The sequence below is a fragment of the Spirillospora sp. NPDC000708 genome (assembly GCF_040299565.1).
Lineage (GTDB): Bacteria > Actinomycetota > Actinomycetes > Streptosporangiales > Streptosporangiaceae > Spirillospora.
On the sequence record NZ_JBEPCJ010000008.1, the window covers coordinates 156,364 to 176,496 of the forward strand.

Genomic DNA, 20,133 nt, shown 5'->3' on the forward strand with positions numbered 1-20,133 from the left:
GACGCTCCCGTCCGGCGCGCGGCCCTCGGCGGGGCCCCGCGTTCTTCTACACTGGCGCGACATACTCGACATTCCGTCCGCCGAGGTGGGAAGTGCGCCGAGCGCCCCGCATGGCCGTGGCCGTGGTCGTGGCCGGCTCCGCCGTCCTCACCGGAGCCTGCTCCGGCGGCGGCACCGGGGGCGGGGCGGCGGCCGCCACGCCCACCGGCTCTCCGGCGGTCGGCGCGGACGAGTCCCTGAAGGTGCTGCGCGACTGGACGGACCGGCACAACAAGGCCATCACGTCCGGTGACGAGAGGCTCTGGCGCGCCACCGTGACCGGCGCCCTCGCCGCGCCGGTGACGGCCCGCGTCCGCACCTACGGCCGGCTGCCGGAGTCCGCGACGATCTCCCTGGCGAACCCGGTGCTGTACGTGCCGCGCCGCTCCGCGTACCCGAAGTGGTTCGGGATCGCGGCGCTGGAACGCTCGGACGGCAAGGACCAGCAGGTCCTCGGCGTGTTCGTGAAGACCGGCGCCAAGGACGACTGGCGCGCCGCGCACTGGCTCACCTTCCAGGGCGGCGCCCCCGACCTCGCCTACGACGCCGAGGGCTACGCGATCCCCGCGCCCGACCGTGGCCTGCCCGCCGCGCACGCGGCCTACCTCGCCGAAGGCGACGAGAGCGGGCTGATGCCCGACGCGTTCTCGGCGAACGCCCGCAAGGCCGAGCAGGGCGACTGGAAGGTGACGCCCGGCGGGTTCAAGCCCGGTCCGGGCCCGTCGTACGCGCTGCGGACCAGCGACGGCGGTTCCTTCGTCTGGTACGGCCTGACGCAGGACGCGACGCTCACCGGCGGCACGGAGCCCGGCCTGCCCGCCGACGTCCGCGACCACCTCGCGAAGGACGGCCGGAAGCCGGGCGGGACCGTCCACGCGTCGTGGCAGTGGCTCGCGATCGGCTACGCCCCGCCGTCCGGCAAGGGCCGCGTCCTGGGCGAATCCGTCTCCCTCACCGCCGCCCGCTGACCGTCGAGGCGCGGCGTGTCGCCCTTATCCCGGTTTCGGGAAGGGCGGCACGCCGCACATGAACCTCGTTCGGTCAGCCTTCGGTGGACGGGAGGGAGCTGGCCGTCACCAGGGTGCGGATCGAGCCGAGCGCGACCGACAGCGTCGCCAGGTCGAAGCTGTCGCTCTCCCAGATCTCGCTGAGGGTCTGCTGGGCGCGCTGCACCGCGGTCTTGTTCTTCTCCGCCCAGTGCGCCATCCGCGCCTCCGGGTCCCCGCCAGGCTCGCTCGTCACCAGCACGTCGCGGGTCAGCGCGGCGTGCGCGGCGTACAGGTCGTCGCGGAGCGCGGAACGGGCCATGGACCGCCACCGGTCGTCGCGCGGCAGCGCCACCACCCGGTCGCGCAGCCGGGCCAGCTGCAGCCGGTCCGCCAGGTCGAAGTAGACCTCGGCGACCTCCTCCACCGGACGGCCCGACTCGTGCGCGATGCCGACCAGGTCGAACGTCGAGTACGCGGTGACCAGCATCGCGCACTGCTCGGCCAGCTCGTCCGGCACGCCCCGCTCGGCGAACCCGTCCCGGCGCTGCTCGAACGCCTGCAGGTCCAGGCCGACGAGCAGCTTCGGCAGCTGCGAGGTGAGCGTGGTCGCCCCGGCCGCGAAGAAGTCGATCGTCTCCCGGATGTCGAACGGGGGCCGCCGGTTGTGCAGCAGCCAGCGGGCGCCGCGCTCGGTGAGCTTGCGCGCCTCCAGCAGCATCGCGATCTGCGTCGACTCGGCGACCTGGTGCGACAGCCGCTCCACCGACCGCCAGAACCGCGGCATCTGGAACACCTCGCGGGCGACCAGGTAGGCGCGGGCGATGTCCGACGACGACGCCCCCGTCTCCTCGTTCATCCGGAACACGAACGTGGTGCCGCTGTTGTTGACCAGGTCGTTCACCACCGTGGTGGTGATGATCTCGCGGCGCAGCGGGTGCCGGTCCATGTACGGCTGGAACCGCTCGCGCAGCGGCGTCGGGAAGTAGTCGACCAGCCACGACTCCAGGTAGGGGTCGTCGGGCAGGTCCGAGGCGACGATCTCGTGGTCCAGGGTCAGCTTGGAGTAGGCGAGCAGCACCGAGAACTCGGGGCTGGTCAGCCCGAGCCCGGACTGCCGCCGCTCCGCGATGGCCTTGTCGTCCGGCAGGAACTCCAGGCGCCGCTTCAGCCGCCCGTCGCGCTCCAGCTTGCGCATGTACCGGGCGTGGACGTGCAGCATCGAGGGCGCCTGCGCGCGGGACGCGGCGAGCACCACGTTCTGCGCGTAGTTGTCGGGCAGCACCAGCCGCGCGACCTCGTCGGTCATCTCGTACAGCAGGGTGTCGCGCTGCTTGCGGGTCAGCTCGCCGTCCCGCACGACCTGGTCGAGCAGGATCTTGATGTTGACCTCGTGGTCGGAGGTGTCGACGCCGGCGGAGTTGTCGATGAAGTCGGTGTTCACCAGGCCGCCGGTGCGCGCGTACTCGATCCGGCCGAGCTGGGTCATGCCGAGGTTGCCGCCCTCGCCGACGACCTTGCAGCGCAGCTCCTCGCCGTTCACCCGCAGCAGGTCGTTGGCCTTGTCGCCGACGTCGGCGTTGTTCTCCGACGCCGCCTTGACGTAGGTGCCGATGCCACCGTTCCACAGCAGGTCGACCGGCGCCTTCAGCGCCGCGTTGATCAGCTCGTGCGGCGCCATCGCCTTCACCGCGTCGTCGATGCCGAGCGCCGCCCGCACCTGCGGGGTGAGCCGGATCGACTTGGCGCTGCGGGCGTACACGCCGCCGCCCTTGGAGATCAGCGAGGTGTCGTAGTCGGCCCAGCTGCTGCGCGGCAGCTCGAACATCCGGCGCCGCTCGGCGAACGAGACCGCCGGGTCCGGGTCGGGGTCGAGGAAGACGTGCCGGTGGTCGAACGCGCAGACCAGCTTGATGTGCTCCGACAGCAGCATCCCGTTGCCGAACACGTCCCCGGACATGTCGCCGATGCCGACGACGGTGAAGTCCTCCCGCTGGACGTCCTTGCCGAGCGACCGGAAGTGGTACTTCACCGACTCCCACGCGCCGCGCGCGGTGATGCCCATCGCCTTGTGGTCGTAGCCGACGGACCCGCCGGACGCGAACGCGTCGCCGAGCCAGAACCCGTACTCGGCGGCGACGCCGTTGGCGATGTCGGAGAACGTCGCGGTGCCCTTGTCGGCCGCGACCACCAGGTAGGTGTCGTCGCCGTCGTGGCGGACCACGTTCGGCGGCGGGACGACCTTGCCGTCCACCAGGTTGTCGGTGACGTCGAGGAGCCCGGAGATGAAGTCCTTGTAGCAGGCGATGCCGGCCTGCAGCCACGCCTCCCGGTCGACGGACGGGTCGGGCAGCTGCTTGCCGACGAACCCGCCCTTCGCGCCCGCCGGGACGATGACGGTGTTCTTCACCGCCTGCGCCTTGACCAGGCCGAGGATCTCGGTGCGGAAGTCCTCGCGGCGGTCCGACCAGCGCAGCCCGCCGCGCGCGACGGACCCGAACCGCAGGTGCACGCCCTCCACCTTCGGCGAGTACACGAAGACCTCGTAGGTCGGGCGCGGCTGCGGCAGGTCCGGGATGCCCTCCGGGTCGAACTTCATCGACAGGTAGGGCTTGCCCTGGTAGTGGTTCGTCCGCAGCGTCGCCTGGACGAGCGCCAGGTAGGCGCGCAGGATGCGGTCCTCGTCGAGGCTCGCGACCTCGTCGAGCATCCCGTGGAGCTCCTCGATGATGGCGAGGCTGCGCTCCTCCTCGCCGCCGGCCAGCGCCGGGTCGAGGCGGCTCTCCCACAGCCGCACCAGCAGCCGGGTGATCGCGGCGTTCCGCAGCAGCACCTGCTCGATGTACCGCTTGGAGAACGTCGTCCCGGTCTGCCGCAGGTACAGGGCGTAGGCGCGCAGGATCATCGCCTGCCACCAGTTCAGCCCGACGTGCAGGACGAGCGCGTTGAACCCGTCGTTCTCGATCCGGCCCTGCCACAGCGCGGTGAACGCGTCCTGGAACAGGCCCTTGATGGCCTCCTCCGGGACGTCCCCGGGCGGCGCGTACCGCAGGCCCAGGTCGTAGACCCAGTACCGCTGCCCGTCGGAGGTGTTGACCTCGTACGGGCGCTCGTCGACGACCTCCACGCCCATGTTCTGCAGCAGCGGCAGCACCCGCGACAGCGAGATCGGCTCGCCCCGCCGGTAGATCTTCAGCCGCCGCTCGCCGGGCTCGGCGCTGAACGGCTCGTACAGGTTGATGGAGGTGTCGTCCTCGTCGGTGAGGTCGTCGAGGAAGCGCAGGTCGGCGACCGCGGTACGGGCCGGGAAGTCGGCCTTGTAGCCGTCGGGGAACGCGTCGCCGTACCGGCGGGCGAGCGTCCCGGACCCTTCCTCGCCGCACTGCTCCACGATGGCGTCGGCGAGGTCGTCCTCCCACGAGCGGGTCGCGGCGGCGAGCCGGTCCTCCAGCCCTTCGACGTCCACGTCCGGCAGCGGGCGGCCCCGCTCGCCGCGCACCACCACGTGCAGCCGGGCCAGCAGCGACTCGGTCACGTTCGCGCTGTAGTCGACGCTGACGCCCTCGAACGCCCGGCGCAGGATCTCCTGGATGCGCAGCCGGATCTTGGTGGTGTAGCGGTCCCGCGGCAGGTACACCATGCAGGACATGAAGCGGCCGTACAGGTCCTTGCGCAGGAACAGCTTCAGCTGGCGGCGCTCGCGCAGCCGCAGCACGCCCAGCGAGATCCCCAGCAGGTCGTCCACGGAGATCTGGAACAGTTCGTCGCGCGGGTAGCTCTCTAGGATCTCGATGAGATCCTGGCCGTCGTAGCTGTCGGAGGTGAACCCGGCGCGCTCCAGAACCTCGTCGAGCTTGCGCTTCAGGACGGGGACGTGCGCGATCGACTCGCTGTAGGCGACGTGCGTGAACAACCCGAGGAAGCGGCGCTCGCCGACGACCTCGCCGCTCTCGTCGAACTTCTTGACGCCGATGTAGTCCAGGTACAAGGAGCGGTGAACGGTGGAGCGCGAGTTCGCCTTCGTCAGGACCAGCAGCCGCTTCTCGGTGGCCTTCTCGCGGACCTCGGGCGGCAGCGCGGCGAAGCTGTCGGACTCCCGCTTGTCGTTGCGCAGGATGCCGAGGCCGGTGCCGGGCTCGGGGCGCAGGCCGAGCCGGCTGTGGTCCCCGGCGGCGGCGGCCGTGGTCCGCCCGTCGTCGACGAGCGTGTAGTCACGGTAGCCGAGGAAGGTGAAGTGCCCGTCGGCGAGCCATTCCAGCAGTTCGACGCCCTCGGCGAGCTCCTTGTCCGGCAGCGGCGGCGACGCCTCCCGGATCGACGCGGCGATCTCCACCGCCCGCGCCCGCATCTTCGGCTCGTCCTCGACCGCGACCCGCACGTCGTTCAGGACGCGGGCCAGGTCCTTCTCCAACTGGTCCAGCAAGGCGCGGTCGCTGGTACGGTCCACCTCGATGTGGATCCAGGACTCGTCGATGTCGGACGGGCTGTCGTGCTTGCCGCGGAACGCCCGCAGGTGCCCCGCGACGTCGCGGTCCACCCCCAGCAGCGGGTGCACGATCAGGTGGGTGGCCAACTGGTGCCGGGTCAGCTCCATCGTCACGGAGTCGACCAGGAACGGCATGTCGTCGGTGACGACCTGCACGACCGTGTGGCCGGGGTCCCAGCCGTACTCCTCGATCGTCGGCGTGAACACCCGCACCTTGGCGCGGCCCTGCGGCCGCTCCTCACCGAGCGCCCGGTGCGCCATCGCGGGCCCGCAGATGTCGGCCGGATCCCGGGCGAGGAGATCCTCCGAGGCCACGTGACGGTAGTAGAGCCGAAGGTAGGCGGTGGACTCCTCGACGTCCCCCGCCGAACGCGCCCCCGGCCGCTGGGCGCACGTCTCCGCCGCCCTCCGGAGCAGATCGTCCTTCGCCTGATCGAGCCTGCCGCCCATCACCAACAACACTCTCCTTGAGACACTTCGCCACCTCGTTGTGGCGCTGCTCACTTGCGCCAGTAAACCAGGGAAATCCCCCAAAGCCGACCTGCCAGTCCGCGAGGTCAGCGTGGCTTTGCCCACCTTGCCAGGCCGCGCGGTGCCCCCGCCCGAAGATCGCCGAAGTCGGTGCGGAGCGGTGGGCGGCGGGCGCGCGACGGTGGCCGGCCGGCCCTTCGGACGCCGGTCACGGCAGCGGAACGGGGCGCCGTGCGCCGTTTCCGGCGCCGGGCTTCCTGATCATCGACTGCCGGGCCGGGCCGGGCGGTACCGGTCGCGGGCGGGCGGCCTGACGGTCAGCCGGTGCCGGTGCCGGTTCCGGTGCCTGCGGCGGGGCTGCCGGGCGGATTGTCCGTGGGCGTCCCCGGGTCGGTCGGACCGGTGGTCGGGCTCGTCGTCGGGTCGGGGCTGTGCGTGGTGTGCGTCGGCGTCGGGTCGTCCGGAGTGGTCGGCGTCGACGTGGGCGTGTCGGTCGGCAGGGGGCTCTCGGGCGCCGAACCGGTCGTCGTCGGCGACGGGCTGTAGGAGGTGTCGGGAGCCTGCCGGGTCGGCGCCTGCCTCGACGGCACCGTCATGCTCGGGACGTCGCCCGACGGCTGCGGCTGGTGGCTCGGGTCGCCGACCTTCTCCCCCGCCTTGCCCTTGTGGTCGGGGCCGAGCACGAGCACGGCGGACACGACGACGATCGCGACGAACAGCGCGGCGGCGCCGGCGAGCACGGCCGAGCGGCTCGACCCGGCGAGCGAGCGGCGCATCGCCGCGACGGCGCCACCCGCGCCTCCGGCGGCTCCCGCGCGGTCGCGCGGGAGGGTGTCGGCGGCGTTCTCGGCCGCCCATTCCGCGGGCGTCGGCAGCCGCGCGGGGGCGGTGCCGGACGGGTCCCCGCCGGGGGCGTCGTGGGCGGCCGGGTCCGTCTCGGCGAAGGCCGCGGGCTCGTATTCGGCGGGCTCGCCGGCGGCGTCGCCGGGGAGACCGGCCTCGTACTCGTCGGCGGCGAGCTCCGCGGCGAGCACCGAACCGGCCGCGAGCATCGCGGTCTCGTCGGTGTTGCCGATCGGGGCGGCCTCGACGGGCGCCTCCTCGTGCCCGAGCAGCCGCATCAGCACCTGGCGGGCGGCGGGGCGCAGCGCCGGGTCCTTCTGCAGGCAGTCGGCGACCAGGTCGCGCAGCGGCCCGCTCATGTCGGCGAGGTCCGGCTCCTCGTGCAGGATCCGGTTGATGACGGCGGGGATCGTGTCCTGCCCGAACGGCGGCTCGCCGGTCGCCGCGAACACCAGCGTCGCCGCCCAGCAGAACACGTCCGCCGGGGTGCCGACGTCGTCGCCGCTGATCTGCTCCGGCGCCATGTACGAGGGCGTGCCGATGACCCGGCTGGTCAGCGTGGTGCCGCCGCTGATCGCGCGGGCCACGCCGAAGTCGATCACGCGCGGGCCGTCCGGGCCGATCAGCACGTTGTGCGGCTTGAAGTCGCGGTGGATGATCTTCGCCTGGTGGATCGCGGACAGCGCGGTCGCGGTGCCCACCGCGAGCCGGTCCAGCGCCGCGCCGCGCACCGGCCCGTCCTGCGTGACCTGCTGGTTCAGCGACGGGCCCGGGACGTACTCGCTGACGATGTAGGGCCGGTCGCCGTCGACGTCGGCGTCCAGCACCTGCGCGGTGCAGAACGGCGCGACCTGCTTGGCCACCTCGAGCTCGCGCAGGAAGCGCGCGCGGGCCTTGTCGTCGGAGGTCAGCTCGGAGTGCAGCAGCTTGATCGCGACCTCGCGGCCGTCCTCGTCGGCGCCGAGGAACACCGCGCCCTGCCCGCCCTCGCCCACCCGGCCGACCAGGGCGTAGCGACCCAGCCGCTCCGGGTCTCCGGACCGCAGCGCCCCAACCTCCATGCGTGGAACCGTCCCTCTCTCGTCGACGGGCCAACGGACCACGGGTCGAATTCTCGCAGACCAGCGCTCCGACAGTGGGACGCGCGAGGTCGTTGGGAAGTTCACCCGGCCATGTGGCCTTACGGCGCGATCCGACCCGCCGCCCCGAACGGGCGCATTTGGGCCGAGCGACCACCTTAGTGCCCCTTGCGCCCCGCGCGACACCGTGAGAACACGTGTCGCGCAGGGGCCTACGGGCACCGCGGCGGCCGCGGACGGGCGCCGGCGCTACGGCGTGAAGTGGGTGAGGACCTCGGGGTTGGCCATGGCGCCGCGGTTGGCGGCCTCGTCCACCGGCGTGCCCTGGAGGATCTTGCGGACGGGGACCTCCAGCTTCTTGCCCGACAGGGTCCGCGGGATGCCGGGGACGGCGGTGATCTCGTCCGGGACGTGCCGCGGCGACAGCGCCGAGCGGATCTCGCGCTTGAGCCGGCCCGCGAGGTCGTCGGTGAGGGACGCGCCCTCGGCGAGCTGCACGTACAGCAGCAGCCGGCCCTCCTGCCCGAGCCGCCCGGTGTCGATGACGAGGCTGTCGGTGACCTCGTCGAACGCCTCGACGACCCGGTAGAAGTCCGACGTCCCCATGCGGACGCCGCCGCGGTTGAGGGTCGAGTCGGACCGCCCGTAGATGACGCAGCCGCCGTCCGGCAGGACCTTGATCCAGTCGCCGTGCCGCCACACGCCCGGGTACATGTCGAAGTAGGACTCGCGGTAGCGGTCGCCGCTGTCGTCGTTCCAGAAGAACACCGGCATGGACGGCATCGGCTCGGTGATGACCAGCTCGCCGACCTCGTCCACGACCGGCTTGCCGTCGTCCCCGTACGCCTCGACCTTCGCGCCCAGGCACCGGCACTGGATGACGCCCGCGCCCAGCGGCAGCAGCGGCGACGGCCCGACGAACGCGGTGCACAGGTCGGTGCCGCCGGACATGGACCCGAGGAGGAGGTCCTTGCCGACCTCCTCGTACACCCACGCGAACCCTTCGGGCGGCAGCGGCGAACCGGTGGAGCCGATGCCGCGTAGCGCCGACAGGTCGAACTCGCGTCCGGGGTGGCGTCCGTCCTTGGCGGACGCGGTGATGTAGGGCGCGCCCACGCCCATGTACGTGACCCCGTTGTCCGCGGCGAGCTTCCACAGGTCGAGCGGTGCGCCGTCGTACATGACGATGGTGGAGCCCACCAGGAGGCCGCCGATGAGGTAGTTCCACATCATCCAGCCGGTCGTGGTGAACCAGAAGAACACATCGCCCTGGCCGACGTCCTGGTGGAAGGACAGGGCCTTGAGGTGCTCCAGGACGACCCCGCCGTGCCCGTGCACGATCGGCTTGGGCAGGCCCGTCGTGCCGGACGAGTACACCACCCACAGCGGATGGTCGAACGGGACGTCCTCGAACTCCATGGCGTCGTGGTCGGTGCGCGGGAGGTCGCCGTAGTGCATGCCCACGCGCAGGCCGTCGGGCGTGGCGGCCGGGTCCAGGTACGGGATCAGCACCGTCGCGGCCAGCGTCGGGAGCGCCGCCTCGATCTCGGCGACGACCTCCCGCCGGTCGAACGTCTTGCCGTTGTAGGCGTAGCCGTCCACCGCGATCAGCACCTTCGGCTCGATCTGCGCGAACCGGTCGATCACCGAGGACGACCCGAAGTCCGGCGAGCACGACGACCACACGGCGCCCAGCGAGGCGGTGGCCAGGAAGCAGATCAGCGCCTCCGGGATGTTCGGGATGTACGCGACCACCCGGTCGCCCTTCCCGACGCCCAGGTCGGCCAGCCCCGCCCGCACCTCCGCGACGTGCAGGAACAGCTCGCGGTAGGTCAGCACCCGGTGCCCGCCGGCCTCCGACCGGAACACGACGGCCGTCTCGTCCGGCGTGTCCTCGGCGCGGCGCAGCGCGTTCGCGGCGTAGTTCAGGGTGGCGCCGGGGAACCAGCGCAGGCCGTCCACCGGCATGGGGCCGCCCTCGCGGACCGGGCCGTCACCGCGCTCGCCGACCACGTCGAAGTACGACCAGATCGCGTCCCAGAAGTCGTCGACCTCGGTCACCGACCAGCGCCACAGGTCGTCGTAGGACTCCGCGCGCACACCCCGGTCCCACAGCCAGTGGATGAAGCGGGTCACCCGCGCGTTCGCGACGACCTCCTCCGACGGCCGCCACAGCGCCGCTCCCTCGGAGACCTCGTGATCACGCGACATCGCTCTCCCTCCCCGCCGCGCCCTCGGTGCGCGACCCTCCCAATATCGGCCTCGCCGCCCGGCCCGCGCAACTTCCGCCGACATGCGCCCGCTGCCCGGACGGCCGCGTCCCATCGCAGGTCACAGCCGTGCGGCGGGCAATCCACGGCGGCCACACAACGAGGCGTCAGGCCATCCTCATGCCCCACACACCGGGGTTTTCCACAGAACGCGGTTCCACTTCCAGTGCCCGGGCGCGGCGCCGAGACTGAGACCCGTCCACGAAGGGAGCGACGAATGACCAAGACCCGATCATGCGGCGCGGTGGCGGCGCGCCCCACGAGAACACCGTCACGTGCCGGGTGCGCCCGTGAGGGCGGCGAGGTCAGATGCGGGTCAGCTCCGCCACGGCGCTCACCACGGCATCGGTGTCGGCCAAGGTCGCGAGCACCTGGTCGGCACCGGCGGAGCGCAGCTCGGCCTCGGTGGCGCTTCCGGTGGCGACGGCGATGATCGGCGACCCGGCGATGCGGGCGGCCTGCACGTCGCGCGGCGAATCGGCGATGTACACGGTGGCCGACTCGGGGTACCGGGCGCCGTGCCGCTCGCCCGCGCGGCTGCGGGCGAGCTCCAGCAGCGCGGCCTTGCTGTAGACGCCGTCCTCGTAGCCCCCGGCGCCGAGGTCGAGGCGGTCGGCGAGGCCGAGCTCGGTCACCTTCAGCACGGCGTTCGGACGCACCGACCCGGTCAGCACGGACTGCACGACCCCGGGCACGTGCGCCAGGGCCTCGACGGCCTCCCGGGCCCCGGCCAGCACCCGGCCGTGCGCCCGCAGATCGGCACGGCGGTTCGCGAACGCCTCGGTGAGCGCGGCGACGAAGGAGGGCAGATGGTCGTCGGTGGTGACGACGTCGTTGAACGCCAGCGTCTCGAAGATGATCTCCGATTCGGTCCGGCCCGGAGTCGGCGCGAGCCGCACGAGGGGCCGCCCGACGGTCCGCTGGAACGCCTCCGCGTAGGCGTCCCGGGTGACCCGCCCGACGTCGACCAGGGTGTGATCGATGTTCCACAGCACCAGACGGTTCAGCGTCGACATCCCGTTCCCATGCGCGGCTCGAAAGGCGTCGGCGGGCGCCGTCCCGGCACCGGCCCGCCCCGCCGTAATGCGAGGCGGACTAATCGTCGGCCCTCCCGCCCCCGACCGCAACCGCACCCGCCCCCGCCCCGGTTTCGCCGTTCGGTGACGCGGTGCGGGCGCGGGACGGGATCAGGTAGGTCAGGGCCAGGCCGGTCAGGCTCAGCACGGCCCCGGCCAGCCCGTTCCAGCGCAGCGCGCCCCCGGCCACCAGGAGCCCGCCGAGGGCGGAGCCGGCGGCGGCGCCGAGGTTGAACGCGCCGACGTTGACCGAGACCGCCAGGGTCGGTGCCGTTCCGGCGTGGCGCAGGATCAGACCTTGCAAGGGGGCGATGGTGGCGGTGGCGAGCAGGCCCAAGGCGAGGACGGCGAGAACGGCGGTGGGCCGCCAGGCGGCGGCGAACGGCATGGCCGCCAGCACGCCGGTCAGGCCGCCGAACACGCCGCGCACGGTCGCGGTCATGGATCTGTCGGTCAGCTTGCCGGCGGCCAGGTTGCCCAGGAAGCTGCCGGCGCCATAGGCGAGCAGCAGGGCGGAGACGGCGGCCGAGGAGAAACCGCTGATGCGGGTGAGCAGGGGCGCGATGAAGGTGAACACGACCGAGACACCAGAGAAGCCGACCGCGGTGATGGCGGTGGCCAGCAGCACCGGCTTGCGGGTCACGACGCGCAGTTCGTCACGCAGGCTCATGGCCGGCGCGGGCCGCCGGGGAAGCACCAGGGCCAGCAACGCGACGGACGCCAGCGTGAGCGCGGTGAGCACCGCGAACGGGGCGCGCCATCCGGCGGCGTGTCCCAGCAGCGACCCCAGGGGAACCCCGAGCAAGGTGGCCACGGTGAACCCCGAGGCCACGGTGGCGATCGCCGAGCCGGTCCTGTGCTCGGGCACCACGCTGGTGGCCATCACCAGGGCCAGCGCCAGGAACGCGGCGTGGCTGAGCGAGGAGACCACCCGTCCGGCCAGCAGCAGCGCGAACGTCGGGGCCAGGGCGCTGAGCGCGCTGCCCGCGGCGAACAGCAGCATCAGGCCGATCGCCAGCCCCTTGCGGGGCAGCCGTGCGGTCGCCATGGTCACCAGGGGGCCGCCGATCACCACCCCGAGCGCGTAGGCGGTCACCGCCTGCCCGGCGGTGCCCTGGGAGACCCCAAGGTCCGCGCCGATCTCGGGCAGCATGCCCGCGACCAGGTACTCCGAGGTACCGACGACGAAGACGCTCGCGCACAAGGCCGCGAGCGAGACCAAGCTCTTGCCCATGCCCGGCACGCTAGAGTTTCACATCGATGTGAGAGTCAAGCGGCGCCGGCCGTCGGCGAGGCACCGGTGAGGAGGGCCACATGCGGATCGGTGAACTGTCCCGCAGGACCGGCGTGCATGAACGGCTGCTGCGCTACTACGAGGAGCAGCGGCTCCTCCACCCCGCAAGGCGACCCAGCGGCTACCGCGAATACAGCGAGGCCGACGTGGACACCGTGCGCCGCATCCGCAGCCTGCTCGCCGCCGGCCTGAACACCGCCACCATCGCCACGATCCTCCCCTGCCTGCGCGAGGAGGACGAACGCCTCGTGCCGACCTGCCCCGACCTCGTCGCCGACCTGTACACAGAACGCGAGCGGATCACCAAGGCCATCACCGACCTTCAGATCTCCCGGTCCTCGCTCGACGCCGTCATCGCCGCCGCACCCCCCGACATCGCCGAGCGCGCGATCAGCCGGGCAACCACGCCCACCTCGCCACGGTAACCGCCACCACCTGCCCGAGCAGCGCTGACGGTAGAGCCGGACAACCGGCCTCTCAACGCTGACGGTAGGGCCGGACATCCGGCCTTTCAACGCTGACGGTGGGCCGGACATCCGGCCTCTCACCGCCGGCACATCCAGCGCGCCCCGCACCTCCGGCGCGGTCCGGTGGTGGGTGTCTTGTGGCTCGGGTGTCGGGTCAGGGGCCCATGTGGGGGTAGCGGAAGTCGGTGGGCGGGACGAAGGTCTCCTTGATGGCGCGGACGTTCGTCCAGCGGGTCAGGTTGAACACCGATCCGGCCTTGTCGTTGGTGCCGGAGGCGCGGGCGCCGCCGAACGGCTGCTGGCCGACCACGGCGCCGGTCGGCTTGTCGTTGATGTAGAAGTTGCCGGCCGCGAAGCGGAGGGTCTCGGTCGCGGCGGCGATGGCCGCGCGGTCCTGAGCGACGATCGCGCCGGTCAGCCCGTACTCGGAGACGCTCTCCAGCTGCGTCAGGACGGAGTCGTAGTCGTGGTCCTCGTAGACGTGGACGCCGAGGATCGGCCCGAAGTACTCGGTGGTGAAGATCTCGTCGGTCGGGTCCGACGACTCCAGCACCGTGGGCCGGACGAAGTAGCCGACCGAGTCGTCCAGCTCCCCGCCGACGAGCATCCGCATGGTGTCGATGCCGCGCGCCCGTTCGATGGCGCGCCGGTGCTTGGCGAAAGCGCGGTCGTCGATCACGGCGCCCATGAAGGCCGAGAGGTCGTCCGCCACGTTGCCCATGGTGAGGCCCTCGACCTCGGCGCAGAAGTCGTCGCGCATGCCGTCCCAGACGGAGCGCGGGATGTAGGCGCGGGACGCGGCGGAGCACTTCTGGCCCTGGTACTCGAACGCGCCCCGCACCAGCACGGTCTTCAGCACGTCCGGATCGGCGGAGGGGTGCCCTACCACGAAGTCCTTGCCGCCGGTCTCGCCCACGATCCGCGGGTATCCGCGGTACCGGGCGATGTTCTCCCCGATCGTCCGCCACAGCGCCTGGAAGGTCGGCGGCGAACCGGTGAAGTGCAGGCCCGCGAGGTCAGGGCTGGCCAGGGCGACGTTCGAGACGGCCTGCCCGTCGCCGGTGACGAGGTTGATGACGCCGGGCGGCAGGCCGGCGGCCTCCAGGAGCCGCATCGTGTGGTGCGCGGCGAGCTGCTGCGTCGGCGACGGCTTCCACACCACGACGTTGCCCATCAGCGCGGGCGAGGTCGGCAGGTTCCCGGCGATCGCGCTGAAGTTGAACGGGGTGATGGCGAGGACGAACCCCTCCAGCGGCCGGTACTCCATCCGGTTCCACACGCCCGGCGAGGAGTTCGGCTGCGTCTCGCGAATCCGCCGCGCGTACGCCACGTTGAACCGCAGGAAGTCGATCAGCTCGCACGCCGAGTCGATCTCCGCCTGCTGGACGGACTTGGACTGCCCGAGGATCGTCGCCGCGTTCAGCGTGGACCGCCACGGCCCGGACAGGAGTTCGGCGGCCCGCAGGAAGATCGCGGCCCGGTCGTCGGGCGCCATGGCCCGCCATCCGGGCGCCGCCTCCCGCGCCGCCGCGATGGCCTCGGCGACGTCGGCGTCGGCGGCGTTGCCCATCCGCCCGAGGACGTGCCGGTGGTTGTGCGGCTCGACCACGTCGATGGGGGCGCCGGCGCCCATCCGGCGCTCCCCGCCGATGGTCATCGTCAGCTCGGTCTCCGCGCCGCCGAGCTCCTTGATCTTCGCTTCCAGGGCGGCCCGCTCCGGGCTGCCCGGCGCGTACCCCTTGACCGGCTCGTTCACCGGTACCGGAACGTTGGTGACGGCGTCCATCTGGTCGCTCCCCGCATGTCCGACGGCCGTGTCGACATGCCGAGCCCTACCCAGCCCCCTCCCGCGAATACCTACCGCTCCCCGCCCGCACCTTGGAAGCTGCTCGCTCTCCTCCACGTTGCCGATCCATCCGCCGTGAGGCGCGCGGCCGCACTGCTGGAGGAACGGTGACGGGCCGAGCCCTGCGAAGGACGCGGGCGGGTCAGAGGAGGTGCTGGAGTTCTTGGGTGGCGTACCAGAGGAGGTCGTGGCCTTCGGCGCCGTCGACGGTGAAGAGGGCGTCCTCGTCGCCGGCGTCGGCGACGGGGAGGGCCTCGACGGCGGCGGTCACGTCGGGGACGGCGGCGAGGTCGTCGACGTGGCCGGAGGCCAGGCGCTTCCACGGGACGGGTGCGGTGATCTCGACGAGCGAGCGGTCGTCGCCGTCGAGGGACGCGTCGCCGCGGACCGACGAGACCGACTGGTCCGGGATCTCGGCGGCGAGGACGACGCGGCGGCGCGGCGCGGACGGGTCGGCGGCGAGCAGGCGCAGCGAGGCGCGGGCCGCCGCGGTCAGCGCCGCGTACTCCAGCTCCTCGAGGTCGCCGCCCGCGTACCACTCGCGCAGCGCGGGCGTCACGGCGTGCGCGGCGAGGGGCGCGGGGCCGGCCTCGCGCGCGGCGTGGGCGGCGGCGAGGAGCGGAAGCGTGGACGGAAGGTAGACGCGCATGACGGTTCGTCAGTCTGTCATGCGAGGAGGCCCAGTTCGCGCAGTTCGGCGATCGTGGCGTCGGCGGATGTGTGGTGGATGCCGCGGATGCCGAGCGATTCGGCGGCCCGGATGTTGTGCTCGATGTCGTCGATGAAGACGCATTCGGCGGCGTCCAGGCCGAGCAGGCCGAGCGCGTGCCGGAAGATCCGCTCGTCCGGCTTGCGCATGCCGACCTCGCAGGAGATGACGACGGCGTCGAAGAGGTCGGCGAACAGGTCGCGGGGGTAGTCGTTGCCCCAGGAGTTGGAGAGGAGGGCGGTGCGGGCACCGGCGGAGCGGGCCGCGCGGAGCGCCTCGTACATCGGCTCGACCGGCGAGAACGCGCCGAACATGCGGGAGATGAGGCCCGCGGCGGCGACGGGGCCGCCGTCGACGGTGAGCAGTTCGGCGGCGAGGAGGCGCTCGAACTCCTCGGGGGCGAGCGAGCCGTCCTCCAGGCCGTGGATGGGGTTGGTCCCGGCGCCGTCGTAGGCCTGCGCCACCCAGGCGCGCATGACCGTGCGGTACCGGTTGGCGTCGATGCGGTCGGCGGCCAGCCAGGCGCCGACGGCGTCGTTCAGCGGGGAGGTGAGGACGCCGCCCCAGTCGGTGATCACGGCTTTGACCGTCTTGTCGGGCACGGGCCGATGGTAAGCGATCCCGCCCACCTTGACCGAATCTCGTTCTGCCAGACTGGCGCGCATGGACTTCGCACTCAGCCCGAAAGCGCTGGACTACCAGGAGAGACTCCAGGAGTTCATGGACGAGCACGTGTACCCGGCCGAGCCGGTGTACACGGCCTGGCGCGCGGAGAACGACCCGCACGCCCTGCCGCCGGTCGTCCAGGAACTGAAGGCGGAGGCGCGCGAGCGCGGCCTGTGGAACCTGTTCCTGCCGGACGTGTCCGGGCTGTCCAACCTGGAGTACGCCACGCTTGCGGAGCTGACGGGCCGCTCTCCCGACCTGGCCCCGGAGGCGGTCAACTGCGCCGCGCCGGACACTGGGAACATAGAGGTCCTGCACATGTTCGGGACCCCGGAGCAGAAGGAGCGGTGGCTGAGGCCGCTGCTGGACGGGGAGATCCGCAGCGCGTTCGCGATGACGGAGCCGGAGGTCGCCTCCTCCGACGCCACCAACATCACGACCTCGATCGTCCGGGACGGCGACGAGTACGTGATCAACGGCCGCAAGTGGTTCATCACCGGCGCGGCCGACGAGCGCTGCAAGATCTTCATCGTGATGGGCAAGACGGACCCGGACGGGCCCGCGCACCGGCAGCAGTCGCAGGTGCTGGTGCCCCGCGACACGCCGGGCGTGACCGTCGTCCGGCACCTGCCGGTGTTCGGCTACCAGGACCAGCACGGCCATTCGGAGATCCTGTTCGAGGACGTCCGGGTGCCGGTGTCGAACCTGCTCGCCGAGGAGGGCGACGGGTTCATGATCGCCCAGGCGCGGCTCGGGCCGGGGCGGATCCACCACTGCATGCGCGCGCTCGGGATGGCGGAGCGGGCGCTGGAGCTGATGTGCCGCCGGGCCGTGGACCGCGTCGCGTTCGGCGGACCGCTCGCGAAGCAGGGCGTGGTGCGCCAGCAGATCGCCGAGTCGCGGATGGCGATCGAGCAGGCGCGGCTGCTCACCCTGAAGACGGCGTGGCTGATCGACGAGCACGGCGCCAAGGGCGCCCGGTCGGAGATCGCGGCGATCAAGGTGGTCGTGCCGCGGATCACCCACGAGGTGCTCGACCGCGCGATCCAGGTCCACGGCGGCGCCGGGGTGTCCGACGACACGCCGCTGGCCGCGATGTACGCCTGGGTGCGGGCGATGCGGATCTTCGACGGCCCGGACGAGGTGCACGTCCGCACGGTCGCCCGCCAGGAGCTCCGCCGGTACGAACAGCACTGACCCCGCTCGCTCACGCACGCGCGGCGACTCCGGCCCCGCCGCCAGGCCCGGCCCCGCCGCGCCAGGCTCCGGCCCCGCCGCGCCAGGCTCCGGTCCCGCCGCGCCAGGCCCGGTATCGCCATGTCGGCCCGGCGCGGCGCGCCGCGGTCGGGGTGGCGTGGTCATGCGATCGGTGCGGGGACGATCGCATGACCACGGACCCTCCGCGGGCCGGCGGGGGCCGCCGCCGGCTCGGAACGGGCGAGGCTCGTCTCGGCGCGCCTCGGCCGCCGCGCGGGTGCGCCGCCCGACCCCCTGTCAGGCGGACCTGAGGCGTTGCAGGGCCTCCCGGACGCCGCCGTCGGTCTCCTCCAGGACCACCGTGGCGCGCGCGGCGGGGACCTCGCCGAGCAGCGAGACCAGCGCGACGCGGGTGTTGCCGCCCGCCTCGGTCAGCGCGTTCTCGCAGGTCCGCGCGTCCATGCCGGTGGCCTCGGTGAGGATGCGCACCAGCCGGGCGCGCAGCTTGGAGTTCAGCGCGTTCACGCTGACCATCAGGTTCGAGTAGGTGCGGCCCATCCTGATCATCAGGGTGGTGGAGAAGGAGTTGAGCACGAGCTTGGTCGCGGTGCCCGCCTTCATCCGGGTGGAACCGCTGATCACCTCGGGCCCGGTGGCCAGGCCGATGTGCACCTCCACTTCCTCGCCGTAGGGCGTGTGCGGGTTGCAGCTGATCAGCGCCGTGCGCGCGCCGGCCGCGGTGGCGGCGCGCAGCGCGCCGATCACGTAGGGGGTGCGGCCGCTGGCGGCGATGCCGATGGCGATGTCGCCGGCGCACACCTCGCGGGCGTCCCGCATGCCGAGCTCGATGTCGTCCTCGACGTCGGAGATCGCCTGGGACAGGGCGCCGGGGCCGCCGGCGTGGTGCGCGACGACCCGGCCCCAGATGCCGAACGTGGGGGGCAGCTCGGCGGCGTCGATGACCGCGAGCCGGCCGGACGTGCCGGCGCCGAAGTAGTGCACGCGGCCGCCCGCGCGCAGCGAGTCGACCGCGAGGTCGACCAGCCGGGCGACCTCGGGCAGGACGGCCGCCACCACCATTGGGACGGTGGCGTCCTCCGTGTTGATCAGGTGCAGCACCTCCAGGGTCGGCAGCGTGTCGACGTCGAGGGTGCGGGGGTTCCGGCCCTCGGTGGGGAGCTCGCAATCGATCACCGACGCCTCCGGTCGGGTCGCACGGTCCGGCCGCGGACCGCCTCGAACGTGGCTTCCAGGGCCTTGCGGGTAGGCCCGTAGGTGCGCTGCGCCACTCCGACGAAGACGCAGTCGACCACCGTGAGCTGCGCCAGCCGGCTGGCGGTGGCGCCGGAGCGGAAGGTCGTCTCCCGCGCCGCTGTCGTGAGGATCAGATCGGCCATCTCCGCGATGGGGGACTTCGGGAAGTTGGTCAGCGCCACGGTCGTGGCGCCGTTGCTCTTGGCGACCTCCAGGGCGTCGATGGTCTCGACGGTCGCGCCGGTGTGCGAGATGCCGATCGCCACGCTGGTGGGACCCAGCACCGCGGCGCTGGTGAGCATGATGTGCGCGTCGGCCCAGGCCGAGCAGACGCGTCCGATACGGTGCAGCTTCTGCTGGAAGTCCATCGCGACGAACGCGCTGGCGCCGACCCCGTAGACGTCGACCCGGTCGGCGGCGACGAGGGCGTCGACGACCTGTTCGAGCATCTTGATGTCCAGCTGGGCGGCGGTCTCCTCGACGGCGCGGGCATCGGCGAAGGTCACCTTCTCCACGATCTGCTCGAGGGAGTCGTCGGGACTGATGTCGCTGCCGATGACCCGTCCGCCGCTGGCGCTCTGGGCCCGTCCCGCCTCGGTGGCGAGGGTCAGTCGGAGCTCTGGATAACCATGGAACCCGATCGCGCGGCAGAACCTGATGACGGTGGTCTCGGAGGTGCCACAGGTCTGGGCGAGTTCGGTGATGGTCGAGTTGGCGACCCCTTCGGGGTCGTCGATGACGCGTTGAGCGACTCGTCGCTCGGCGGGGGGCAGCGAGGGCAGCAGCGAGCGGACCCGCACCACGGTGCTCAGCGGCGTCGCGTCCTTGCGCGCCGGCTCGTCCCGTGCCGCTCCGGGCTCCCCCGCGCTCCCCGGCTCGGGGCCGATGGGTTTCCTCATGGAAGAAAGTTTCTTACTGCCAGGATGTCACGTCAACGGTAGAAAAGGCTACGGTCGCCCTGTGTTGACCCATTTGGCCGGTCCTTACGTGGTCGGCATAGACGCGGGTGGCACGAAGACCCGCTGTGTCGTGCTGACGCTCGGGGGCGCCCTGGCCGGTTCCGGCACCGGTCCCGGGGCCAACCCCAACTCCGGGGGCGACACCGCAGGGGCGCTCACCACCGCCCTGCGGGAGGCGCTCGGAGACCTCGACCGTACCCACATCCTCACCGGCGTGTTCGGAATCGCCGGAGCCGGTTCGGCCGGCCGGCCCGCGGCCGTGACCGCGGCGCGCCGGGCCTGGCAGGCCGTCGGGCTGCGCGGCTCGCCCGCCGTGGTGACCGACATCGCCGTGGCCTTCGCCGCGGGCACCAGCGAGCCCAAGGGCATCGTGGTGTTCTCCGGCACGGGCGCCGGCGCCGCCGCGATGACGACCGGCCTAGACATGGGCCCTCCTGAACCGCCGCAGGTCGATGCCGTCCGGCAGGAGGCCGAGCACGATGACGGCCACG

Annotated in this window: 14 protein-coding genes; 4 read left to right on the forward strand and 10 right to left on the reverse strand. The window is 72.3% G+C overall.

Translation table 11 applies throughout. The annotated features are described in order from the left end of the window. The first annotated feature begins 110 nt into the window (after nucleotides 1–110). Nucleotides 111–1,007, forward strand: a complete 897-nt coding sequence (locus ABT299_RS09095) for a DUF8094 domain-containing protein (protein ID WP_500250287.1) — start codon at nucleotides 111–113, stop codon at nucleotides 1,005–1,007. 73 nt (nucleotides 1,008–1,080) lie between these two features. Here the strand turns inward: ABT299_RS09095 and ABT299_RS09100 are convergent, their stop codons facing one another. The 5 genes from ABT299_RS09100 to ABT299_RS09120 all read right to left on the reverse strand — a co-directional run bounded on the left by ABT299_RS09100 (nucleotide 1,081) and on the right by ABT299_RS09120 (nucleotide 12,484). Then, nucleotides 1,081–5,961 carry an NAD-glutamate dehydrogenase gene (locus ABT299_RS09100; protein ID WP_190863035.1) on the reverse strand — a complete coding sequence of 1,627 codons (4,881 nt, stop codon included), beginning with the start codon at nucleotides 5,959–5,961 and terminating at the stop codon, nucleotides 1,081–1,083. A 338-nt stretch (nucleotides 5,962–6,299) separates the two neighbouring features. After that, nucleotides 6,300–7,886 (reverse strand): serine/threonine-protein kinase, encoded by a 1,587-nt coding sequence (locus ABT299_RS09105; protein ID WP_500250288.1) that lies wholly within the window; start codon nucleotides 7,884–7,886, stop codon nucleotides 6,300–6,302. A gap of 267 nt (nucleotides 7,887–8,153) precedes the next feature. After that, nucleotides 8,154–10,115, reverse strand: coding sequence for an acetoacetate--CoA ligase (locus tag ABT299_RS09110; protein ID WP_190863040.1), 1,962 nt, complete (start codon nucleotides 10,113–10,115; stop codon nucleotides 8,154–8,156). Nucleotides 10,116–10,479: 364 nt separating this feature from the next. Beyond that, the gene (locus tag ABT299_RS09115) at nucleotides 10,480–11,190 is read right to left on the reverse strand and encodes an HAD family hydrolase (RefSeq protein ID WP_190863042.1); all 711 of its coding nucleotides are present in this window, start codon (nucleotides 11,188–11,190) and stop codon (nucleotides 10,480–10,482) included. A gap of 79 nt (nucleotides 11,191–11,269) precedes the next feature. Next, nucleotides 11,270–12,484, reverse strand: coding sequence for an MFS transporter (locus tag ABT299_RS09120; RefSeq protein ID WP_500250289.1), 1,215 nt, complete (start codon nucleotides 12,482–12,484; stop codon nucleotides 11,270–11,272). A gap of 80 nt (nucleotides 12,485–12,564) precedes the next feature. On the opposite strand from ABT299_RS09120, the gene ABT299_RS09125 reads away from it, so the two are divergent. Beyond that, the gene (locus ABT299_RS09125; protein ID WP_500250290.1) at nucleotides 12,565–12,969 is read left to right on the forward strand and encodes a MerR family transcriptional regulator; all 405 of its coding nucleotides are present in this window, start codon (nucleotides 12,565–12,567) and stop codon (nucleotides 12,967–12,969) included. 196 nt (nucleotides 12,970–13,165) lie between these two features. Here ABT299_RS09125 and pruA read toward each other — a convergent pair whose 3' ends face one another. The 3 genes from pruA to ABT299_RS09140 all read right to left on the reverse strand — a co-directional run bounded on the left by pruA (nucleotide 13,166) and on the right by ABT299_RS09140 (nucleotide 16,168). Continuing rightward, nucleotides 13,166–14,797: an L-glutamate gamma-semialdehyde dehydrogenase gene (gene pruA / locus ABT299_RS09130; protein WP_500250291.1), complete on the reverse strand. Its 1,632-nt coding sequence runs from the start codon at nucleotides 14,795–14,797 to the stop codon at nucleotides 13,166–13,168. 202 nt (nucleotides 14,798–14,999) lie between these two features. Continuing rightward, complete coding sequence (locus ABT299_RS09135) at nucleotides 15,000–15,506, reverse strand: DUF6912 family protein (RefSeq protein WP_500250292.1); 507 nt, start codon at nucleotides 15,504–15,506, stop codon at nucleotides 15,000–15,002. Nucleotides 15,507–15,523: 17 nt separating this feature from the next. Further along, nucleotides 15,524–16,168: an HAD family hydrolase gene (locus ABT299_RS09140; RefSeq protein ID WP_500250293.1), complete on the reverse strand. Its 645-nt coding sequence runs from the start codon at nucleotides 16,166–16,168 to the stop codon at nucleotides 15,524–15,526. 61 nt (nucleotides 16,169–16,229) lie between these two features. On the opposite strand from ABT299_RS09140, the gene ABT299_RS09145 reads away from it, so the two are divergent. Further along, nucleotides 16,230–17,429: an acyl-CoA dehydrogenase family protein gene (locus ABT299_RS09145; RefSeq protein WP_500250294.1), complete on the forward strand. Its 1,200-nt coding sequence runs from the start codon at nucleotides 16,230–16,232 to the stop codon at nucleotides 17,427–17,429. A 297-nt stretch (nucleotides 17,430–17,726) separates the two neighbouring features. Here the strand turns inward: ABT299_RS09145 and ABT299_RS09150 are convergent, their stop codons facing one another. Together ABT299_RS09150 and ABT299_RS09155 are read right to left on the reverse strand one after the other, a co-directional pair. Next, nucleotides 17,727–18,623 (reverse strand): N-acetylmuramic acid 6-phosphate etherase, encoded by an 897-nt coding sequence (locus tag ABT299_RS09150; RefSeq protein ID WP_190863055.1) that lies wholly within the window; start codon nucleotides 18,621–18,623, stop codon nucleotides 17,727–17,729. Next, a complete protein-coding gene (locus tag ABT299_RS09155) occupies nucleotides 18,620–19,582 on the reverse strand; it encodes a MurR/RpiR family transcriptional regulator (protein ID WP_241756112.1) in 963 nt (320 codons plus the stop codon). The genes ABT299_RS09150 and ABT299_RS09155 overlap by 4 nt, the downstream gene beginning before the upstream one ends. A 61-nt stretch (nucleotides 19,583–19,643) precedes the next feature. On the opposite strand from ABT299_RS09155, the gene ABT299_RS09160 reads away from it, so the two are divergent. Then, nucleotides 19,644–20,133, forward strand: a 490-nt coding sequence (locus ABT299_RS09160; RefSeq protein ID WP_500250295.1) for a BadF/BadG/BcrA/BcrD ATPase family protein, incomplete at its 3' end; no start/stop codon positions are given.

Bases quoted from the DNA above. Each gene is read 5' to 3' on its own strand.
- ABT299_RS09095 (WP_500250287.1), top strand. From the start codon at position 111: ATGGCCGTGGCCGTGGTCGTGGCCGGCTCCGCCGTCCTCACCGGAGCC.
- ABT299_RS09115 (WP_190863042.1), bottom strand. From the start codon at position 11,190: ATGTCGACGCTGAACCGTCTGGTGCTGTGGAACATCGATCACACCCTG.
- pruA (WP_500250291.1), bottom strand. From the start codon at position 14,797: ATGGACGCCGTCACCAACGTTCCGGTACCGGTGAACGAGCCGGTCAAG.
- ABT299_RS09110 (WP_190863040.1), bottom strand. From the start codon at position 10,115: ATGTCGCGTGATCACGAGGTCTCCGAGGGAGCGGCGCTGTGGCGGCCG.
- ABT299_RS09100 (WP_190863035.1), bottom strand. From the start codon at position 5,961: ATGGGCGGCAGGCTCGATCAGGCGAAGGACGATCTGCTCCGGAGGGCG.
- ABT299_RS09125 (WP_500250290.1), top strand. From the start codon at position 12,565: ATGCGGATCGGTGAACTGTCCCGCAGGACCGGCGTGCATGAACGGCTG.
- ABT299_RS09120 (WP_500250289.1), bottom strand. From the start codon at position 12,484: ATGGGCAAGAGCTTGGTCTCGCTCGCGGCCTTGTGCGCGAGCGTCTTC.
- ABT299_RS09105 (WP_500250288.1), bottom strand. From the start codon at position 7,886: ATGGAGGTTGGGGCGCTGCGGTCCGGAGACCCGGAGCGGCTGGGTCGC.
- ABT299_RS09155 (WP_241756112.1), bottom strand. From the start codon at position 19,582: ATGAGGAAACCCATCGGCCCCGAGCCGGGGAGCGCGGGGGAGCCCGGA.
- ABT299_RS09135 (WP_500250292.1), bottom strand. From the start codon at position 15,506: ATGCGCGTCTACCTTCCGTCCACGCTTCCGCTCCTCGCCGCCGCCCAC.
- ABT299_RS09145 (WP_500250294.1), top strand. From the start codon at position 16,230: ATGGACTTCGCACTCAGCCCGAAAGCGCTGGACTACCAGGAGAGACTC.